Genomic DNA, 20,286 nt, shown 5'->3' with positions numbered 1-20,286 from the left:
ATCCTTTATATTGATTCTTAATTAATTATTTTTTGTACTAGGTATTTCTAACTTTAACATGATAAATCACATTTGGTTTTGTTCCAACATGCTCCAATAAATGATACATTCTTTCGTCAGCAGCTAATTTAGTCACTTCCGCTTCTTTATCATTTACATCTCCAAAAATCATTGCTCCAGTAGAACAAGCATTTGAACATGCAGTTTGGAATTCACCATCAACGATTGCTCTTCCTTCTCTTTTTGCTTTCAAAATTGTTGCTTGTGTCATTTGAATACACATTGAACATTTCTCCATAACTCCACGAGAACGAACATTAACATCTGGATTCAATACCATACGTCCTAAATCATCATTCATATGATAATCGAATTCACTGTTTTTGTTGTACAAGAACCAATTAAAACGACGCACTTTATACGGACAGTTGTTAGCGCAGTAACGCGTTCCAACACATCTGTTATAAGCCATATGGTTTTGACCTTGACGTGAGTGTGAAGTTGCAGCAACTGGACAAACCGTTTCACAAGGTGCATGATTACAATGTTGACACATTACAGGTTGAAAAGATACTTGTGGGTTATCACCCGCTTTTTCCATTTCATTAAATGTAGACAATGAACTTGATAAACCTGCAATATTTTCTTTTCTTTCGTTATCGCCTTCAAAAGTACTTTCAGAAGAATAATATCTGTCAATACGCAACCAGTGCATATCACGACTTCTTCTAACTTCTGATTTTCCAACAACAGGAACGTTGTTTTCAGCATGACAAGCAATCACACAAGCACCACAACCGGTACAAGCGTTCAAGTCAATAGAAAGATTAAAATGGTGACCCGTTGAACGATCAAATGAATCCCATAAATCTACTTTAGTTGCTTCAACTTCTTTATGATCCAATGAAACCATTGGTTGTTCATTCCAAACGTGAGCATCTTTAGTATTGAAAATTTCTAAAGAAGTTTCTTTTATAATATCGCCTCTTCCCATCAATGTTTTCTGACCTTGAACACAAGCAAACTCATGCTCACCTCCAGCTTTCACCAAAGTAACAGATTGTACATTATCAAAACCTTTATATAAAGAGTAGGCGTTTAAACCTACCATCATTTCTTCTTTCAAAGCCGCTTTACGACCATAACCTAATGCTAAACCAATAGTTCCAACAGCTTGACCTGGCTGAACTATTACCGGAACATTTTCTAATTTAGCTCCATCTGCAGTAGTAATAGTAGCATAACTTCCGTTTAAACCACCATTAGCAACGATTTCATTAGAAAGTTCATATTTCTTGGCATCAGCATTCGAAACAGTAACATAATTATCCCAAGAAACTCTTGTAATTGGATCTGGAAACTCTTGCAACCAAGGATTATTAGCTTGCTGTCCATCTCCCATACCTGTTTTAGTATATAAAACAAGTTCAAGTCCTTGAGAAGCTTTTGATTTTGCTAAAGCATTTGCAGCTGTGCTATAATCAGCAGAACCAGCAGATGCAGTTGGAACAACTCCAACATAAACACCATCATGTAACACTTTGTTCCAAGTAGAACCAGCTATAATTGTAGATGCGTTTGCCTTAATATAATCGTAGAAAGTACCTGTCAATCCATTTAAAGATAACAAGACATCTTGAAATTGTTTTGTAGCAAAAAGTGGACGAATCGTAGGTTGAGTAATACTGTAAGTACCTTTTGTGATACTTATGTCATTCCATGATTCTAAATAATGAGGAACAGCAGCAGCTATAGTACTTACTAAAGCCGTTTCATCTTCTTTTAAAGAGAACGCTACTGATGTTTTTACTTTTTTAAGCCCTTCAACAAAAGAACTGCTATCTGCCAAAGTATAAACTGGGTTAACTCCACTCATTATCAAAGTATGAACGCTTCCTGCTTTCATATCAGCAATTAACTGAGTAACTTTAGCATCCGAACCTTTTCTGATTTGTCTTACTCCCGAAGTACTGAAAGCTTCACTTGCCAATACTTGGTTGATAGCTAAAACTAACAATTGAGCATTTTTATCTTGAATGCCAGATACTAAAACTCCTTTTGAACCAGCAGCTTTCAATTGTTGAGCCGCTTTTGTAACTTCTGCTTTGAATTTATCCTCTAAACTTACAGCAACAGAAGAACCTGTTATAATATTATATATATGAACTAATGCTTGTTTTTGATTAGCCGTAGACATTGGCAAACGCTTATCAGCAGCAGCACCAGACAAAGTCATGTTTGCTTCTAATTGGAAATGACGAGACATCTTTCCTGCTTTAGGAATTCTTCCTTTGGCATAACCTGAATCAAATCCTCCACCTTGCCAATCTCCAAGGAAATCAGCTCCAACAGAAACGATAAGTGAGGCTTTAGAAAAATCATAATCAACCAAAGCTCTTTCTCCATAAACAGCTTCAAAAGCATCTAATGCTTCAGACTCTGATACAGCATCATAAACAACATGTTTAGCATTTGGATTTTTACCGATAAACTCAGCAATCAACTTTTCAGTTGATGGGCTAGCCAAAGTGTTTGTCAAAAGCACTACTTGACCACCTTTTGCATTAGCATCAGCAATACTTGATTTAATTTTAGAATCTACAGCTGACCAAGTTGAATTCTTACCTTCAATTTTCGGTTCTTTCAAACGCATACTATCATATAAAGATAGAATAGACGCATGAATTCTCGCATTAGCACTGAACCTAGCTCCAGCAATAGTATTATTATCTATTTTAATAGGACGCCCTTCACGAGTTTTCACCAAAAGATTAGCAAAATCAAATCCATCAAAAACAGAAGTTGCATAATAATCCGCTACTCCAGGAATGATTTGCTCCGGCTGAAGCACGTAAGGTATTGACTTGTTCACAGGCCCTTCACAAGCTGCAAGCGTAGCTGCTGCAGTGCTAAAACCAACGTACTTTAAAAAATCACGACGTGATGTTGATGAGGATGACAAAGCATCATTATTCCCTAAAAATTCATCAGTAGGAATTTCTTCAACAAATTCGTTATTTCTAAGCGCCTCAACAATAGAACTATTTTTGTCTAGTTCTTCAACACTTTTCCAGTATTTTTTGTTTGATGACATATATAAATATTAAAATCTTAATAATTTGATTAATAGTGGCATTTTCCACATTCTAAACCTCCCATTTGCGCTGCAGTCAATTTGTCTACACCATATTTTTTAGAAAGCTCTTCATGAATTTTAGTATAGTATTCATTACCTTCCATCTTAACATCAGTTTTTCTATGGCAATCAATACACCAACCCATTGTCAATGGAGCGAATTGTTTTTGAATTTCATACTCCTGAACTGGACCGTGACACGTTTGACACTCTATTCCAGCAACAGTTACGTGCTGAGAGTGATTGAAATAAACGAAGTCAGGTAAATTATGAATACGAACCCATTTTACAGGCTGCGTTTTTCCAGTATAACTTTGAGTTGTTTTATCCCAACCAACCGCAGTATATAATTTTTGGATTTGCTCATCATAGAATGCCTTGCTGTACTCTGGAGTAGCAGTAGTTTCAGCAACTTCCGCAATATTCTTGTGACAGTTCATACAAACATTCAAAGAAGGAATTCCTGCATTTTTACTTACACGAGCTGCAGAGTGACAATACTTACAATTGATTTCATTATCTCCGGCATGTATCTTGTGAGAATAATGAATTGGCTGAATTGGGGCATAATCTTGATCAACACCAACTTGCATAAAGAATCCATAAACAAAATAAGCACTTGACAAAAGCAAGAATATCGCCGTAACCAAAACCAAAAATTGGTTTTTAGCAAATGCTTTCCATATTGGAGTTGTAGGAGTTTTTGGAGCCGTCTCTATACCGTTTGCTTTTGCAACTTTAGACAAAACCTTGTTTACCAAAAACAACATCACAACCAAAATAACCATGACAAACGCCAAAGCACCTAATATAATATTGTTTGAAATACCACTATCCGTAGCAGGCTTACCAGGTACTTCGGCACCACCAACAGCAGGAGCCGCAACTTCAGCTTTAGGCTCTGAAGTGTAAGCAATGATATTATCAATATCTGCATCTGATAATTGAGGAAAAGCCGACATCACTGCCTTATTGTTTTCTTCAAAAACTTTCACAGCTTTAGCATCACCAGATTTAATCAAGTCAGAACTATTACGAACCCACTTATGAAGCCAAGCAGCATCATATTTAGCAGACACACCTCTAAGAGCTGGACCTGTTGCCTTAGCATCAAGTTTGTGACATGCCGCACAGTTTGCATTAAAAAGCTCTTTACCCTTTACAGGGTCTGCACTCTGAGAAGTAGCTGAAGCATCTGGAGCCGCAGCATCAGCCGCAGGAGTAGCTTCTTGAGCAAATGAAGTAAAGGAAATAGACAGCATCAAAGCTATGCTAAAAAATAATTTCCTTGAGATCGAATTATGGTTACCCACCTTTTTCATATAGTATAATGATTATCTACTAAAAATTGGCACAGTTTTTTCTAATTGAATTATAGAAACTGATCCTTTATTTAAAAACTTGGACAAAAATACGACTTAAGAACTATTCTCAAAACCTTAAAATAGTCTTAATTTCAATTTATATCAATTCTAAATAACATTTAGTATTTACTATCAACCATTAAATATTACTTTTGCACAAAAACAATCACATTATGAGAATTTTAGCCACTAGAAAAGCATTTTTTATCTCTCTTACCTTATTCATTTCCTATTGTAATGCAAATGCTCAAGACGGAAACATCCGATTAAATCAAGACTCAAAATTTGAACAATTACTAAATGAAAAGAGAAAAACAAATGTTTCAAACACTGTAAATGACTATTATAAAATTCAAATTTTTAGTGGAGACAGCGAAAAAGCAAAAAAAACACTGAACGATTTCAAGCAAGAATTCAGAGACATCGATGGGACTATTGTTTTCTTTACACCAAATTACAAAGTTTGGGTAGGTAATTTTAAAACACGAATCGAAGCAGAACGAAATCTTATCGAAATCAAAAAAAGCTATACTAATATACATTTAATAAAGCCTAATAAATAAAATCATTTTTATCTTAAAAAACAAAAAACCACTCTTTAAAGTGGTTTTTTGTTTTTATTAAATATCCCTAAACAAAGTCTCGATTTGTCATTTAAAACTAAATAACCATTGATGTACTTTAAAACCAAATTAAATGAAAATCAAAACTTGGTTTGCTTGATTGATATAGTCCATCACCGTTCACTCCTACAATCATAAACAAGCTACTCGAATTGCTGTTATACTAATTCCTTTAAAGCAAATAAGATGATCATTTCTTTATTTTTCTAAAATAACTTGGTAATATTTTTGGAGGATTTCTTTTTTAGCATTGCTACTTTTATCACTATTTTTAAAATCCTTCAAAAGCTCTGGATATGATGACAGCATCAACTTCATTTCACTATTAGATAAAAAAGAGGGCTGACCCGTATAACAGTCTATAAGCATCGGGATTGAGGAATCTCCACTTGCAGAAGCAATTGCAACCCCTATTAATCCAAACATGGCCCCCATTGCAATAGCGTTATTAGGATTATAAACTACATTTTCTATGAAATACTTTCCATTGATTATTTCGGTTTTAGCATAATGCCTTGCACTTGCATATTTTGAAACATTAATATAAAAATTTTGGCCATCACTAAAACCATAATAATTCATCTCCTCCGCTTTAGTAGCTTTGTTAAATAAATAAAAGCGTTCCTTTTTATTGGTAATATCAAAATTAGCATCTTCTAGAGGTTTACCATTTAAAACGTCAAGATACGTCAAGTAAACACCTTTTAAAGGAACATTGACTAAAGTTTTATTTTTAATATTTTGATCCACTTCAAAAACCAAAGTAGTTTTATCCGCATCACTCGTTTTAAGATAATCTGTAAGGCAGTCCTGTAAAACTTTTTTTAATCGTTCATCATGTTTGCCAGTAACATCCATTCCATTACTCTCTGTAGACGCAATATAGGACCCCACAATATAATCAACACCTGCTTTAGATTCTATCACATCAATTTCCAAAGTTGCATATCCTGTTTCAGACATTGCTCGTGTAAGTTCAGAAACATATAAATCATTCACACGGATAGAAATTTTAGGTTTATTGTCTTCTTTTGGACAAATAACAGCGAGATAATCAAAGAATTCCTCAGCTAAGGGTTTTTCAAAATTAGCTAATACTTTTCTATTAAAACCTCCTTTTTGAACGGTTCCAATGTTTCCCTTAAACTGTCTTCCATCATAAACATTTTCGACATAAAAATTAAGACCTAAGGCTTTATCTTTTTTATCTTTTAAAGATATTTTATGGAATTCTGTTTTATTTTGAGAAAAAGCAACGGTGCTAACTACAACAAAAAATAATGCAAATAATTTATTCATCAATTTAATTTTTTAGGAAGCATTAAAAATAAAAAAATCCCGACAAAATCGGGATTTTAATTATAAAATATTTTGAAATTTTATTTCAACTTCTTTTTTACAGCAACTTCATGGTACGATTCAATAACATCTCTTTCTTCGATGTCGTTGTATCCTTTAACTTGAATACCACAATCATATCCTTTAGCTACTTCTTTTACATCATCTTTGAAACGCTTCAGAGCCAAAAGCTCACCTGTAAATACAACCACACCATCTCTGATGATTCGCATTTTGGCATTTCTGACAATTTTACCATCCATTACCATACAACCTGCAATTGAACCTACTTTAGAAATTTTGAAAATCTCTCTAATTTCAGCTGTACCCAGAATCTCTTCTTTCATTTCAGGAGCTAACATTCCTTCCATTGCATCTTTCAAGTCATCGATAGCTGCATAGATAATAGAGTAGTAACGGATATCGATTTCCTCTTTGTCTGCTAATTGTCTAGCATTTCCAGCAGGACGAACATTAAATCCGATGATAATCGCATCTGATGCAGAAGCCAACATAACATCGGTTTCTGTAATTGCTCCAACTCCTTTATGGATAATATTAATTTGAATTTCTTCAGTAGATAATTTAGAGAACGAGTCAGACAATGCTTCAACAGAACCATCCACATCTCCTTTAAGGATAATGTTTAATTCTTTAAATTGACCCAATGCAATTCTACGTCCAATTTCATCTAACGTAATATGTCTTTGTGTACGAACAGATTGTTCACGCATTAATTGAGAACGTTTAGACGCAATTTGTTTCGCTTCTTTTTCATCTTCAAAAATATTGAACTTATCACCTGCAGTAGCCGCTCCATCAAGACCAAGAACTGAAACCGGAGTAGAAGGACCCGCAAGAGTTACTACATTTCCTCTTTCATCATGCATGGCTTTAATTTTACCATGATGCTTACCAGCCAACATATAATCTCCAATTTTCAATGTTCCGTTTTGAACTAATATCGTTGAAACATAACCTTTTCCTTTATCTAAGAAAGCCTCTACAACAGTTCCAGAAGCTGCTTTATTTGGATTTGCTTTCAAATCTAAAAGTTCTGCTTCTAACAATACTTTTTCTAATAATTCTTTCACACCTGTTCCTACTTTTGCAGAAATATCATGTGATTGAATTTTCCCACCCCAATCTTCAACAAGTAAATTCATACCTGCTAATCTTTCTTTTACTTTTTCAGGATTAGCATTTGGTTTATCAATTTTATTGATAGCGAATATGATAGGAACTCCAGCCGCTTGAGCATGGCTAATCGCTTCTTTAGTTTGTGGCATGATGTCATCATCAGCAGCAATTACAATAATAGCAATATCGGTAACTTGTGCACCACGTGCACGCATCGCCGTAAACGCCTCGTGACCAGGTGTATCTAAGAATGCTATTTTTTGTCCGTTATCCAAAGTTACTCCGTAGGCACCAATGTGTTGTGTAATTCCTCCAGACTCCCCTGCAATTACGTTTTCTTTACGAATGTAATCTAGTAACGATGTCTTACCGTGATCGACGTGACCCATTACGGTTACAATTGGCGCTCTAAAAACTAAATCCTCTTCTTTGTCTTCAACAACCTGAATTGCTTCTTCAATGTCCACAGTGATAAATTCAACTTCATAACCAAATTCATCCGCAACAATCGTTAATGTTTCTGCGTCAAGACGTTGATTCATGGTAACCATGATTCCAAGAGACATACAAGTTCCAATTACTTTTGTAATTGGCACATCCATCATGATTGCAATTTCACCTACCGTTACAAATTCAGTAACCTTAATGGTTTTACTTCCTTCATCAATAGCTCTTTGTTCATCATCAGATTTCTGACGGTGTGTATCTCTTTTATCTCTTCTATATTTAGCTGCCTTAGATTTACCACCTTTACCTTGTAGTTTCTCTAAAGTCTCTCTAATTTGATTTTTAACTTCCTCTTCTGTTGGCTCAACTTTAGCAACAATTGCAGGTCTGTTTCCTTTTACGAAACCAGGTCTTGCGCTTCTGTTAGCATTGAAACCTCCTCCACCAGTGTTTGGGGTAATCTTGTTAGGATTTGGCGCACCCGGAACTCCCGGAGTTGCTGGCGGTCTTGGAGCGCCCGGCTTAGGAGCGATCCTTTTACGCTTGTTTTTATTTGCATTGGCTGCAGCTGAACCTGGAGCACCCGGTTTATTCGGAGTGATTTTTGGCTCTTCTTTTTTCTTTTTAGGTTTGTTGAATTGAGATAAATCAATTATTTGACCTGTTAAAGTTGTTCCTGATAGTTTTTGATATTGCGTCGTGATAGTTTCATCAACAGGCGCTTCATCAACTTTTACAGCTTCTTTTGCAACTACTTTTGGTTCAGCAGCGACTTCTTTTGGAGCCTCTGTTTTTACCTCTTTTATTCCGGCAATAGGTTTTACCTCTTTTTTGTCTGAAACAGCTTTCTCAGATGACGGGTTTTCAGCTACTGGTTTCTCAGGTGAAACTTCTTTTGAAGCTACTTTATCTTCAAGAACATCTGCTGCTGGAGCAATTGCTTTTTCAACTGCTTTAGCTGGCGCAACAACGGATGGTTTTTTTGGATTCAGATCAATCTTACCTACTTGAACCGGACCAGATATAATTGCTCTCGCTTTTATAACCTCTTGTTGTTTTTGTCGCTCTTCCTCAATTTTACGTTTGTCTTCGATTTCTTTCTCTCGTTCTAAACGCAAAGCTTCTTTTTCTTTTCTCTTCTCTTCTCCTACTTCTTTAGAAGCCTCTTTATTCCCTTTGTCACCTGCAAACTGACCGCACAAGACATTGTATACATCATCAGAAATTTTTGCGTTTGGATTTGCTTCGATAGCAATCCCCTTATCTTTTAGATAATCCACAGCTCTTTCTAAAGAAATATTCAATTCCCTCAAAACTTTGTTTATTCTAATAATTCTCTCTTCAGACATAAAACCTTTTTATTATTACCTTTTTTGTTATTCCTCACTTTACTTTCAACTCGATACCTACCTAGTCAAAATTATTTGTAAAATGGCATGTTTATCGTTGAAGAAACCTTGACTAACTGTCAAATTCCTCTTTCAATATTCTCATTACATCTAGAATTGTTTCCTCTTCTAGGTCTGTTCTTCGTACTAAATCCTCTACTTCTTGTTTTAAGATACTTTTTGCTGTATCCAAACCAATTTTCGCAAATTCTTCAATAACCCAGTCTTCGATTTCATCTGAAAACTCAGTTAATTCAACATCGTCCTCATCAGCAGTAGCACCCGCAACATCACCTTCGCGAATAACGTCTAGCTCATAACCAGTCAATAAACCCGCTAATTTAATATTGTGCCCACCACGACCAATTGCTTTTGAAACTTCTTCAAGTTTCAAGAAAACTTCTGCTCTTTTTGTCTCTTCATTTATCTTAATAGAAGAAACTTTTGCTGGACTTAATGCTCTCGTTATATACAACTGAATGTTACTTGTATAATTGATAACGTCTATGTTTTCGTTACCTAATTCACGAACAATTCCATGAATACGTGAACCTTTCATACCTACACAAGCTCCTACTGGATCTATTCTATCATCATAAGAATCTACAGCTACTTTTGCTTTTTCACCTGGAATTCTTACTACTTTTTTAACCATAATCAAACCATCAAACACTTCTGGAATTTCTTGTTCGAATAATTTTTCTAAAAACTTCTCTGAAGTTCTAGACATAATAATTTGAGGTTTATTTCCTTTTAGTTCAACGCTTTCAATAATTCCTCTAACATTATCTCCTTTACGGAAAAAGTCAGAAGGTATTTGTTTTTCTTTTGGCAAAACAATCTCATTCCCTTCATCATCAACCAAAATTACAACTCTTGGACGCACATGGTGCACCTCAGCCGTATAGATATCACCAATTAAATCTTTAAATTGCTTGTAAAGATTGGTATTATCATGTTCATGAATTTTAGAAATTAAATTCTGACGTAAAGCTAAAATTGCTCTTCTTCCTAAATCAATTAATTTCACTTCTTCAGAAACCTCTTCACCAATTTCAAAATCAGGTTCTATCTTTCTAGCTTCAGTCAAAGTAATTTCAAGATGATCAAAATCCAAGTCTTCATCAGCAACAATTACTCTTCTCTGCCATATCTCCATATCTCCTTTATCAGGATTTATAATGATATCGAAATTATCATCTGAACCGTATTTTTTCTTCAATGCATTTCTAAATACATCTTCCAAAATTGCCATAAGCGTTACACGATCAATAAGTTTATCGTCTTTAAACTCTGAGAATGAATCGATTAATGCTAAATTTTCCATGCGAATTCTTTAATTAAAATGTTACTGTAACAATTGCTTCTTTTATATCTACGTAAGGCAATTTAAGTTCTTTTTGAACTGTTTCTTTTCCTTTTCCTATTTTCTTAGGCTCTCTTGCTTTCCATGACAAAATTACAAAATCATCATTAGCATCCACTAATTCTGCTTCAATAATTTCCACCGAGGTCTTCACAATTAATGTTCTACCTATATTTTTTTTATATTGTCTTATTAATTTCAACGGAGATCCAACTCCTACAGAAGCTACTTCTAAAGAGTAATCTTGTTCCTCTCTATCCAAATTAGCATCTATAAATTTACTCACATCAATACAATCTTGAAGCGCCACCCCATTATCGCCGTCCAAGGTCACTATAACTTTGAAAGCATCGGTAACGATAAGATCTATCAAAAAGATTGATGGCTTCTCTAATAAGCCTTCCGTCAACAACGTATCTACTTTTTCTTTAAATGTCATATTTTTATAAAAAGAGGGGACATTTAGTCCCCTCATTATCTAGATTTTAATAAATAACGGTGCAAATATAGTGTTTTTTTTATAAACTAAAATAATCAGTTGCCGTAAAATAATTTCTTATCTTTATAGAAGCATTAAAATAACAGTATTTATCATAATTTAAAACTTTATAGTTATGAAACGAATTTTAGTCCCTACCGATTTTTCTGTCTATGCTGAAAACGCTTTAAAAGTTGCCGCCATAATTGCAAAAAATAATAATTGCGAAATTTTTTTGTTGCATTTATTGGAACTCCCCAACCAAATGAACGATGCAGTTACTGGCGGAAGTAGCATACCTGAAGTAATGTTATTTATAAAAAAAGCAAACGAAACACTCCAAAAAATAAAAGAACAACCCTACTTAGACGGGATTTCAGTGAACGCATCAGTACAATTTGAAAGAGCTTTTAGCGGTATTTTATCTTTTAACAAAAAAAATGAAATTGATTTAATTGTGATGGGCTCACATGGAACCTCAGGTATTGAAGAGGTACTTATTGGATCAAATACCGAAAAAGTGGTCCGCCTCTCAGAAGTCCCCGTACTAGTTATAAAAAAGAACATTCGAAATTTTCAATTCAATAACTTTGTGTTCGCTTCTGATTTTTCGAAAGAAATTAAAAAACCTTTCAAAAAAATGATAGAATTTGCCAAAATATTTAATGCAAATTTATTCTTGGTAATGATTTGTACACCCAATAGTTTTAAAACTACAAAAATGGCCGAGGAAATCATGACAAAATTCACCGCCTCTTTTGAAATTGAAAATTACTCCACACATATTTACAACGACGTCAATATAGAAAACGGAATTATCAATTTTACCAATAGCATTGACGCCGACTTAATAGGTCTTTGCACACACGGAAGAACTGGATTTGCTCATTTCTTTAACGGAAGCATTAGCGAAGACCTAGTCAACCATACAGCTAAACCTGTGATTACTTTCAAGATTTAAGTGTTCCAAAAGGAAACTAACTCAACCCCATTCCTTTTGTTTACAAAAATGCTTTCAATAAAGCGGACACAACAAACATTTCCTTGAGTTTTGTGAATAAAAAAACCCCTCAAAAATGAGGGGTTTTACGTTGGTCTACAAGGACTCGAACCTTGAAAGACTGCACCAAAAACAGTTGTGTTACCATTACACCATAGACCAGCATTGCTGCTAAGCGAGTGCAAATTTAAAATAAATTTTAGTTTGTACAAATTTATTTTGCTCTTTTTTGAAAAAAAATTTGATAAAAATTCGAAACAACTTCAAAAAATCACAAAAAACCTTTACAATCAATGTGTTATTGAAATGCAATACTTTTCCAGAAAATATTGTTAATGGCATCATGGTTAAACAAAAAAACATTTTCTTTGTAACTCAAAATTAAATTAAATTTTAGTACATGGATAAAGCAGCATTCAATTTTAATAAATGGAATACAATTATTGGTTGGTTTACATTTGGAATAGCATTATTAACATACACTTTAACTGTTGAACCCACCATGAGTTTTTGGGATTGTGGCGAATATATAGCTACAGCAGCCAAACTTGAAGTAGGTCATCCTCCGGGAGCCCCTTTATACCAAATGATTGGTGCCTTTTTTGCCATGTTTGCTTCAGATAACACAAAAATTGCCTTAATGGTGAACATGATGTCTGTGTTTTCGAGTGCATTTACTATTCTATTCTTATTTTGGTCCTCATCAATTATCTTGAAAAAATTAGTTTCTCGGTTTTCAGAATCGAATAAGAACAATGACATTGTTGTACTTGGGAGTTCCTTTGTAGGGGCTTTAGCCTATACTTTTTCAGATAGTTTTTGGTTTAATGCCGTTGAAGCCGAAGTATATGCCATGGCTTCATTATTGATTGCTTTGCTATTTTGGTTGGGTTTACGATGGGAACAAGATATGGACAAGCCTAGAGGAAATAAATGGTTACTAATCATTTCTCTTGTTGTTGGACTTTCGTTTGGAGTCCATTTCATGGCTTTATTGACAATTCCTGCAATAGGTTTTCTATACTTTTTTAAAAATTATAAAGTCGTAACCCTCAAAAATTTCATTATTGCAAATATTGTTGTGATTGCCGTTTTATTATTTATTTTCAAATTGTTACTGCCTCTTACCATGGGATTTTTTGGTAAAACCGAAGTTTTTATGGTTAACAGCCTGGGATTACCCTTTGACTCAGGAACTATATTTGTTGCTTTAGTCTTAATTGCTTTCTTTCACTTTGGATTAAAATACACCAAACAAAAAGGTTTCGTATTCTACAATACTATAATCCTATGTATATTATTTATTCTAATTGGCTTCTCTACATGGATGATGTTACCCATTAGAGCAAATGCCAATACCGTAATAAACGAAAATAAACCTTCGGATGCTGCCGAAGTTCTAGCCTACTACAACAGAGAGCAATACGGCGTAAATCCTTTGTTTTATGGTCCACAATACACAGAGGCTTTTGCTGGTTTAGATAAGAATAATCCCTACCTAGACAAAGCTCCCAATTACGAAAGAGATTATACAACCGGGAAATATATTATTACAAATAATTTCAAAAATGCGGAGCAAAATACCGATAACAATCAAAAAACTATTTTGCCAAGAATGTGGAGCGGTGATCATATTGAGAACTACATGAATTTTACCAATCCACCTGAGTTTAGATTGAATCCTGATTACCCATACGAAGATGATTTAGCAAAATACGGAATTGATCCAAGTCAGTTGAGCGAGGAAGATTATAACAAAGCGATTGCACAACTCCGAAATGAAACTGAAAAAATTGTTACTGAATTTAGACAAGCTTACGCTCAAAAACAAATTGACAATGAAGGTTATGTTACCTTCTTAAAAAGCTATGGTGATTATTTAATTGTTGAAAAACCAACCACTGTTGACAATTTAGGATTCATGGTTGAATACCAATTTGGTTACATGTACTGGAGATATTTGATGTGGAATTTTGTTGGTAGACAAAATGATGTCCAAGGAAAATACGACTATTTAGACGGAAACTGGCTCAGTGGAATCTCTTTTATAGATGAATTACACTTGGGAAGTCAAGACAATCTTCCTTCGGATGTATTGAACAATAAAGGTAGAAATGTGTATTTCTTTCTACCATTTATTCTTGGTCTAATCGGTTTAATGTATCACGCCAATAAAGACTTGAAGAGTTTCTATGTATTACTCGCCTTATTCCTTTTTACGGGAATAGCATTAAAAATTTACTTAAACGAAAGGCCTTTCGAACCTAGAGAAAGAGATTACGCCTTAGTAGGTTCCTTTTATGTATTTGCCATTTGGATAGGCTTTGGTGTTTATGCATTATATGAAAGTGCCCAGAAATATCTAGCTCCAAAACTGGCAGGTCCTATTATCATTGCAGCCAGCTTACTAGCAGCTCCAGTTCTTATGGCTTCTCAAAACTGGGATGATCACGACCGTTCCGGAAAATATACTGCCGTTGCAATGGCAAAAGCATATCTAGAATCATGTGATCCAGACGCTATTTTATTCACTATTGGCGATAATGATACGTTCCCACTTTGGTATGCACAAGAAATTGAAGGAGTACGAACGGATGTCAAAATTGTAAATACTAGTCTTTTCATGACCGATTGGTATATCGATCAGATGAAAACTAAAACATACGAATCAGATCCTTTGCCTATCTCTTTTACACACGATCAGTATGTAGGAGATAAACTGGATTATGTTGCTCACATTCCAAAAGTGGAAAGCCGTTGGGACATCAAAGACTTTATCAATTTTATCAAAAATCCAAAATCAACAGTAGATATGCAAAATGGACAAACCATCCATTTTTACCCTACAAATAAGGTTAGAATTCCTGTTGACAAGAATACAATCATAAAAAATAAAGTAGTTAATCCTAAACACAATGATTCTATTGTACCCTACATTGACTTAGACATTAAAGGAAATGCATTATACAAAAACAGATTAATGATGCTTGACATTGTTGCTAATAACAATTGGAAAAGACCCATCTATTTTAGCGGTGGCGCATTTGACAGCGAAGATTATATTTGGATGAAAGAATACCTTCAACTAGAAGGAATGGTTTACAAATTAGTTCCAATACGCACTGCTTTACCAAAAGATGCGAGTCCGCTTGATATGGGACAGATCGATTCTGACAAAATGTATGCTAAAGTTATGAAATGGGATTGGGGAAATGGCGAAAGTCCAAGTATCTATCACGATCCTGAAACTCGTAGAAACAGCATAACATATAGAACAAACCTTTCTAGATTAATGAATCAATTAATTGTTGAAGGACAAAAAGACAAAGCAAAAAAGATTATCGATTTGGCAATGACAAAAATGCCTGTGGAATATTTCGACTATTATTCCTTAGTAGAACCTTTTGCTGGCGGCTATTACAAAATTGATGAAAAAGCAAAAGCACAACAATTATTAGATAAATTAGTCCTAAAGTATAGAGAAAACCTAAATTATTATGGCAAACTTGCTCCTTCAGAACAAACTAGTATTGCGATTCCTATCATCACTGATATTGAACGATACCGAAGTCTGTTAACGGTTATGAAAGAGAATGGCGATTTAGATTTTTATAATAAAAACCGAATTATTTTCAATACTTATATTAAGATGTTTGATCGTTTTGGACGCGATAAAGAATAATTTTCGATAAAAAACTCTGATTAGAAAAGGTAGCGATGTTGAAAAATATCGCTATTTTTTTTAACTTTAAAATTAAAAAATGAAGTTTTACTGGATAAAAACAAGTTGGGTTGTAAAAAAAATATTCTCAAATTATACTTGGGATGTTTCCAAGGCTGGAAACAGTAATACAATTTACCTCACATTTGATGATGGACCCGTTCCTGAAATCACAGAATGGGTTTTGAATCAATTAGAAGAGCACCAAGTAAAAGCTACTTTTTTCTGTATTGGAGATAATATTAACAAAAGTCCCAATATATTCAACAGGTTAATTAGCGAAGGTCATTCTATAGGAAATCATACTTTTAATCATTTGAACGGATGGAAAACCACAACTGATGTTTACCTTAAAAACACGAAACTATGTGAAGAAGCGATTCAAAAAAATAGCAGTTACAATGTAAAATCTAACCTTTTCCGCCCACCATATGGAAAGTTAAATACATCCCAATCTAGACAGATCAGAAAACTTGGCTACAAAATAATTATGTGGGATGTTCTAAGTGCAGATTTTGACCAAAATTTATCGAAGGAACAATGCTTAGAAAATGTAACCTCAAATCTAAGACCAGGAAGTGTAATTGTTTTCCACGATAGTATAAAAGCGTTTAAAAACTTAGAATATGTATTACCGAAAACATTAGCTTATTTAAAAGAAAATAATTTTAATTGTGAGGTGTTGTAATGAAATACGCTACAATTGTTCTTGAACAAGACTGATGATAGTGTTCGCGTCTAATTCTCCGGATTGTCTCCATATCATTTGACCTTGTTTGTAAATCATCAACGTAGGCAAACCTTTAATGCGCAAAGCATCCGCTAACTCTTGATTCTTATCCACATCAATCTTTATGACTTTTGCTTTATCGCCAAGGGCCGCTGCTACATCTCTAATTACAGGATGCATTGAAACTGAAGGCTCATTCCATTCTGTGTAAAAGTCTATTAACACCGGTACTTGAGCATTTATAAGTTCTCCAAATTTTGACATAAAACCAAAAATTTAATTTTTTAAATTCACTAAAAAGAGATATTTATTTTACAAATGTAGCATTTTAAACGAATTATGCTACATTAACACCTTTTTTTAGTTCGATGACCGTAATTTCTGGCATGATTCCTACTCTACCGGGATAGGCATGAAAACCAAAACCTCTATTTACATAAACATATCGTCCTACGTTTTCATATAATCCTGCCCATTGTTTGTAGACATATTGCGCCAAACTCCACTTAAAATAACCTGGTATTTCTATTCCAAACTGCATTCCGTGTGTGTGACCGGAAAGTGTAAGATGGAAATTTTTATCATGATGTTGAATTTCGTGTTCCCAATGTGAAGGATCATGACTCATCAAAATTTTAAAATCTTCTTTACTTACATGCTGAGCAGCTTTGTTAATATCGCCTGCTTTTTTGAAGTTATGTCCCCAATTTTCTACACCAACTAATGCTATTTTAGCATCTCCTTTTTGAATAAAAGTATGTTCGTTTAACATTAATTTAAAACCTATTTGCCCATATAAATCTTTAATGGCTTTAAAGTTATTTTCTTTCGCCACCTCTGATGGCCAAGTTACATATTCTCCATAATCGTGATTTCCTAAAACCGAATATTTACCATATTCATGTTTTTTAATCCTATTAAAGGTCTCTATCCAAGGATGCATTTCTTTGGCGTCAGTATTCACAATATCTCCAGTAAACAAAATCATATCGGAATTTTGCTCGTTGACTAAATCTATTGCATAATTAATTTTCTCTGGATTATCAAAACTTCCGCTGTGAACGTCAGATATTTGAGTAATCGTAAAGCCATCAAAAGCATCCGGTAAATCTGGGAAAAAGATGCGTTGCTTAATAACTTTATAATTGTATTTACCTATGGTAACTCCATATATTAAAGACAAAAAAGGCACAGCAGCTATTCCTAATCCTATTTGACTGACAAACTTTCTTCTAGAATTAAAAAAGTCTGCACTTTTATCATAGTTCACAAAATAGTTAACTGTTCCAGCACCTAATCTAAAGATGTCTTCTCCCATTAATATAAATGTCAGAATTAATTTTGGAACATAAACAATGAGTAGCAATCCCATTGTAACCATCATTTGTTTGGTTTGTCCTACACTTCGATCAAACTGCATCAAAGAGTAAACAATATATACCAAAATCAAAAGGCTGATACCCTGAATAGAAAACAATACCGGCTTTGATTTTATTAAAGTTTTTAATACTTGAAAAGTATACAATTCAATAATAAGAAGGATCAAGCTCAAGAATACGACACGAAAGATCATTTAAAAAAATTTTTAACAAAATAACAAAACAATTAACCAAAATGTTTTTTTATTAATTAAAATTTAACGCTTGATTAAACTTAAGATAAGCTCCTGTAATTTGAAGATTTGGAATACAAATAAAAACCGCATTATTTAGGTTAAAAATAATGCGGTTTTTCAAAAATTGTAGATTGATGTTTTTCCTGTTTTAGTTTACTACAAGATTCATAGAAACTGTTAAAATATTTCCTGACCCTGAAAAACGTTCTGCAAAAACCTCTATGTAGTCATTTGAACTCATTTCTACAATTGCCTCTATTGGAACAGCTAAAATATCAACTGTTGAGTTAGAGCTTACATAAACCTTAGATTGATTAACAACAACTCCGTTTCTTGCAACATAAAAAACGTAAACTGTAGATGTTGCATTAGATTGAAATGATGCCGATCCACTAACTCTAAAAAACCTTTTCTTTGTTCCCAGATATTGTAATTTATTATCAGCACTTCCTCTTGAAAATCTATAAAGGTTATTTGAAGTTGTAACTCCTGCCAATTTAACTGGAGTTCCTGAAAGTGTAGTAGCTGCCCCAGAACCTACTGGATAATTGAAATTTATATCACCCACGGAAACTGCATCACTTTCACTAGGAATACCGGAGCATCGAATATTCCATTTGTTATTAAAATTATATCCTGTATAACTCCCCACTGTATATCCATTCACATATTTCCCAGTAGAAACTGTCCCTGTAAAAACAACCGTTTCCATAACGGCATCTCCTGTGATTGTAGGGTTTGAAGACACATCAAAGCCAACACTTATTCCAGAAACCTCGCTAAATCCTCCTTGTTTTTGTACTAAACCAAATGTACCTTGTAATTTTTCATAAGTCCCTGAATTAGTGCTAAACCATGCCGCATTACTTATCAATAACTTATCAATGGAATCATAAATGATGCCCGTACTATTGCTTATATATTGTACAATACTGACAAAAACCAACCCAAATCCTGTTATCGAACCAACATTAGAACAGCCTGCAATTACTGAGTCTCTGATAATTAAATTTTGTGTATTCGCACCACTAAGATTAAAAACTTTTCCTCCTCCGGTAACCTGAATGGTAACATTCCTAATACTACCTCCCAAGGCTCCATCAAATAGATTCCCACTTGTTCTAACTAACTTATCTTCATTTGCATCCTGACCAGAAATATACGCATTGTTCAAATCAATTGGGAAATTGAGAGTAATTGTACCGTTAATTTCATAATAGGTACTACTATCTAAAACGTATTTAGCACCACTACCTGCAGCTAATTCAGTTGCTAAAACTGTCGCTAAAACATCTGTAGATTTTATACGTTTAAACTTTGATCTACCGGTTGTAGCACTATTAATTACATTCCATGAAGCAATCGCTGAATTATAGTGGTAAAACGATTTTAAATCCGTGTCATACACCATTAAACCATCAGCTGGAGTAGCAATAGCCGTTCTTTGCACGGTTGTCATCCTAGGAGTTAACATCCCTTGAGTTGTTGATGAAACATCCAATACTGAACTAGCATGAGGTGTAATAGTTCCTATGCCTACTTGAGCAAACACATTTGCAGTTATTATCATGAAAAATAACACACAGGCTTGTAATACCTTTTTTGAAAAATAATTTTTTTCCATAATATAACGAATTAAAGATTAATTATAAAGAACCTCAATGGCACAAAACTTCTTGTACAAAATTACACAAAATGACGATTAAATACACAAATAATCGTTTAAAAGCACTATTTTAATTAATAAATATTAATATTCTTACAATTTGAGATTTAAAAATACTCCTTCAAAAGAAGATTAGTCCTTATTTTCTTTCAAATGATAATTTGTGATTTTTCATCTTGATAAAAAAATTTATTCTAAAAAAAAGAATTGAAAAATTTTCAGCACATTAAAAAAGAACTGTGGTTTCAATCACAAGAAATATTTCAATCCTTCA

At 33.9% G+C, this 20,286-nt stretch carries 13 protein-coding genes and 1 tRNA gene; 4 read left to right on the top strand and 10 right to left on the bottom strand.

What is annotated here, in order from left to right; all coding sequences use genetic code 11:
* Window positions 1–37: 37 nt before the first annotated feature.
* Complete coding sequence (locus V5J73_RS01740; RefSeq protein WP_338647188.1) at window positions 38–3,094, bottom strand: TAT-variant-translocated molybdopterin oxidoreductase; 3,057 nt, start codon at window positions 3,092–3,094, stop codon at window positions 38–40.
* 29 nt (window positions 3,095–3,123) lie between these two features.
* Window positions 3,124–4,458: a c-type cytochrome gene (locus tag V5J73_RS01735; RefSeq protein WP_338647187.1), complete on the bottom strand. Its 1,335-nt coding sequence runs from the start codon at window positions 4,456–4,458 to the stop codon at window positions 3,124–3,126.
* Window positions 4,459–4,673: 215 nt separating this feature from the next.
* Here V5J73_RS01735 and V5J73_RS01730 point away from each other — a divergent pair, with 215 nt between their 5' ends.
* Window positions 4,674–5,063: an SPOR domain-containing protein gene (locus V5J73_RS01730; RefSeq protein WP_338647186.1), complete on the top strand. Its 390-nt coding sequence runs from the start codon at window positions 4,674–4,676 to the stop codon at window positions 5,061–5,063.
* 258 nt (window positions 5,064–5,321) lie between these two features.
* On the opposite strand, the gene V5J73_RS01725 is transcribed toward V5J73_RS01730, so the two are convergent.
* The 4 genes from V5J73_RS01725 to rimP all read right to left on the bottom strand — a co-directional run bounded on the left by V5J73_RS01725 (window position 5,322) and on the right by rimP (window position 11,241).
* Window positions 5,322–6,422, bottom strand: coding sequence for a DUF6563 family protein (locus V5J73_RS01725; RefSeq protein WP_338647184.1), 1,101 nt, complete (start codon window positions 6,420–6,422; stop codon window positions 5,322–5,324).
* An 80-nt stretch (window positions 6,423–6,502) separates the two neighbouring features.
* Window positions 6,503–9,397, bottom strand: a complete 2,895-nt coding sequence (infB, locus tag V5J73_RS01720) for a translation initiation factor IF-2 (RefSeq protein WP_338647183.1) — start codon at window positions 9,395–9,397, stop codon at window positions 6,503–6,505.
* 112 nt (window positions 9,398–9,509) lie between these two features.
* Window positions 9,510–10,763 (bottom strand): transcription termination factor NusA, encoded by a 1,254-nt coding sequence (nusA, locus tag V5J73_RS01715; RefSeq protein ID WP_338647182.1) that lies wholly within the window; start codon window positions 10,761–10,763, stop codon window positions 9,510–9,512.
* Window positions 10,764–10,776: 13 nt separating this feature from the next.
* Window positions 10,777–11,241 (bottom strand): ribosome assembly cofactor RimP, encoded by a 465-nt coding sequence (gene rimP / locus V5J73_RS01710; RefSeq protein WP_338647181.1) that lies wholly within the window; start codon window positions 11,239–11,241, stop codon window positions 10,777–10,779.
* 175 nt (window positions 11,242–11,416) lie between these two features.
* Between rimP and V5J73_RS01705 the strand changes: the two genes are divergently transcribed.
* Window positions 11,417–12,241 (top strand): universal stress protein, encoded by an 825-nt coding sequence (locus V5J73_RS01705; RefSeq protein ID WP_338647179.1) that lies wholly within the window; start codon window positions 11,417–11,419, stop codon window positions 12,239–12,241.
* 130 nt (window positions 12,242–12,371) lie between these two features.
* Here the strand turns inward: V5J73_RS01705 and V5J73_RS01700 are convergent.
* A tRNA-Gln gene (locus tag V5J73_RS01700) sits at window positions 12,372–12,442 on the bottom strand.
* A 238-nt stretch (window positions 12,443–12,680) separates the two neighbouring features.
* On the opposite strand from V5J73_RS01700, the gene V5J73_RS01695 reads away from it, so the two are divergent.
* Both V5J73_RS01695 and V5J73_RS01690 read left to right on the top strand, forming a co-directional pair.
* Window positions 12,681–15,962, top strand: coding sequence for a glycosyltransferase family 117 protein (locus V5J73_RS01695; protein ID WP_338647177.1), 3,282 nt, complete (start codon window positions 12,681–12,683; stop codon window positions 15,960–15,962).
* 79 nt (window positions 15,963–16,041) lie between these two features.
* A complete protein-coding gene (locus tag V5J73_RS01690) occupies window positions 16,042–16,689 on the top strand; it encodes a polysaccharide deacetylase family protein (RefSeq protein WP_338647176.1) in 648 nt (215 codons plus the stop codon).
* A 9-nt stretch (window positions 16,690–16,698) separates the two neighbouring features.
* Here the strand turns inward: V5J73_RS01690 and V5J73_RS01685 are convergent, their stop codons facing one another.
* From V5J73_RS01685 to V5J73_RS01675, 3 genes are all read right to left on the bottom strand, one after another.
* Complete coding sequence (locus V5J73_RS01685; RefSeq protein ID WP_338647175.1) at window positions 16,699–16,995, bottom strand: thioredoxin family protein; 297 nt, start codon at window positions 16,993–16,995, stop codon at window positions 16,699–16,701.
* Window positions 16,996–17,068: 73 nt separating this feature from the next.
* Entirely contained in the window at window positions 17,069–18,304 is a 1,236-nt protein-coding gene (locus V5J73_RS01680; RefSeq protein ID WP_338647174.1) for a metallophosphoesterase, read from the bottom strand.
* Window positions 18,305–18,494: 190 nt separating this feature from the next.
* Window positions 18,495–19,970 (bottom strand): hypothetical protein, encoded by a 1,476-nt coding sequence (locus tag V5J73_RS01675; RefSeq protein ID WP_338647172.1) that lies wholly within the window; start codon window positions 19,968–19,970, stop codon window positions 18,495–18,497.
* Between the last annotated feature and the right edge of the window lie 316 nt (window positions 19,971–20,286).

This window comes from Flavobacterium sp. KS-LB2, from assembly GCF_036895565.1.
Classification (GTDB): Bacteria; Bacteroidota; Bacteroidia; order Flavobacteriales; family Flavobacteriaceae; genus Flavobacterium.
This window is presented reverse-complemented; position numbering and strand designations above follow the sequence as displayed.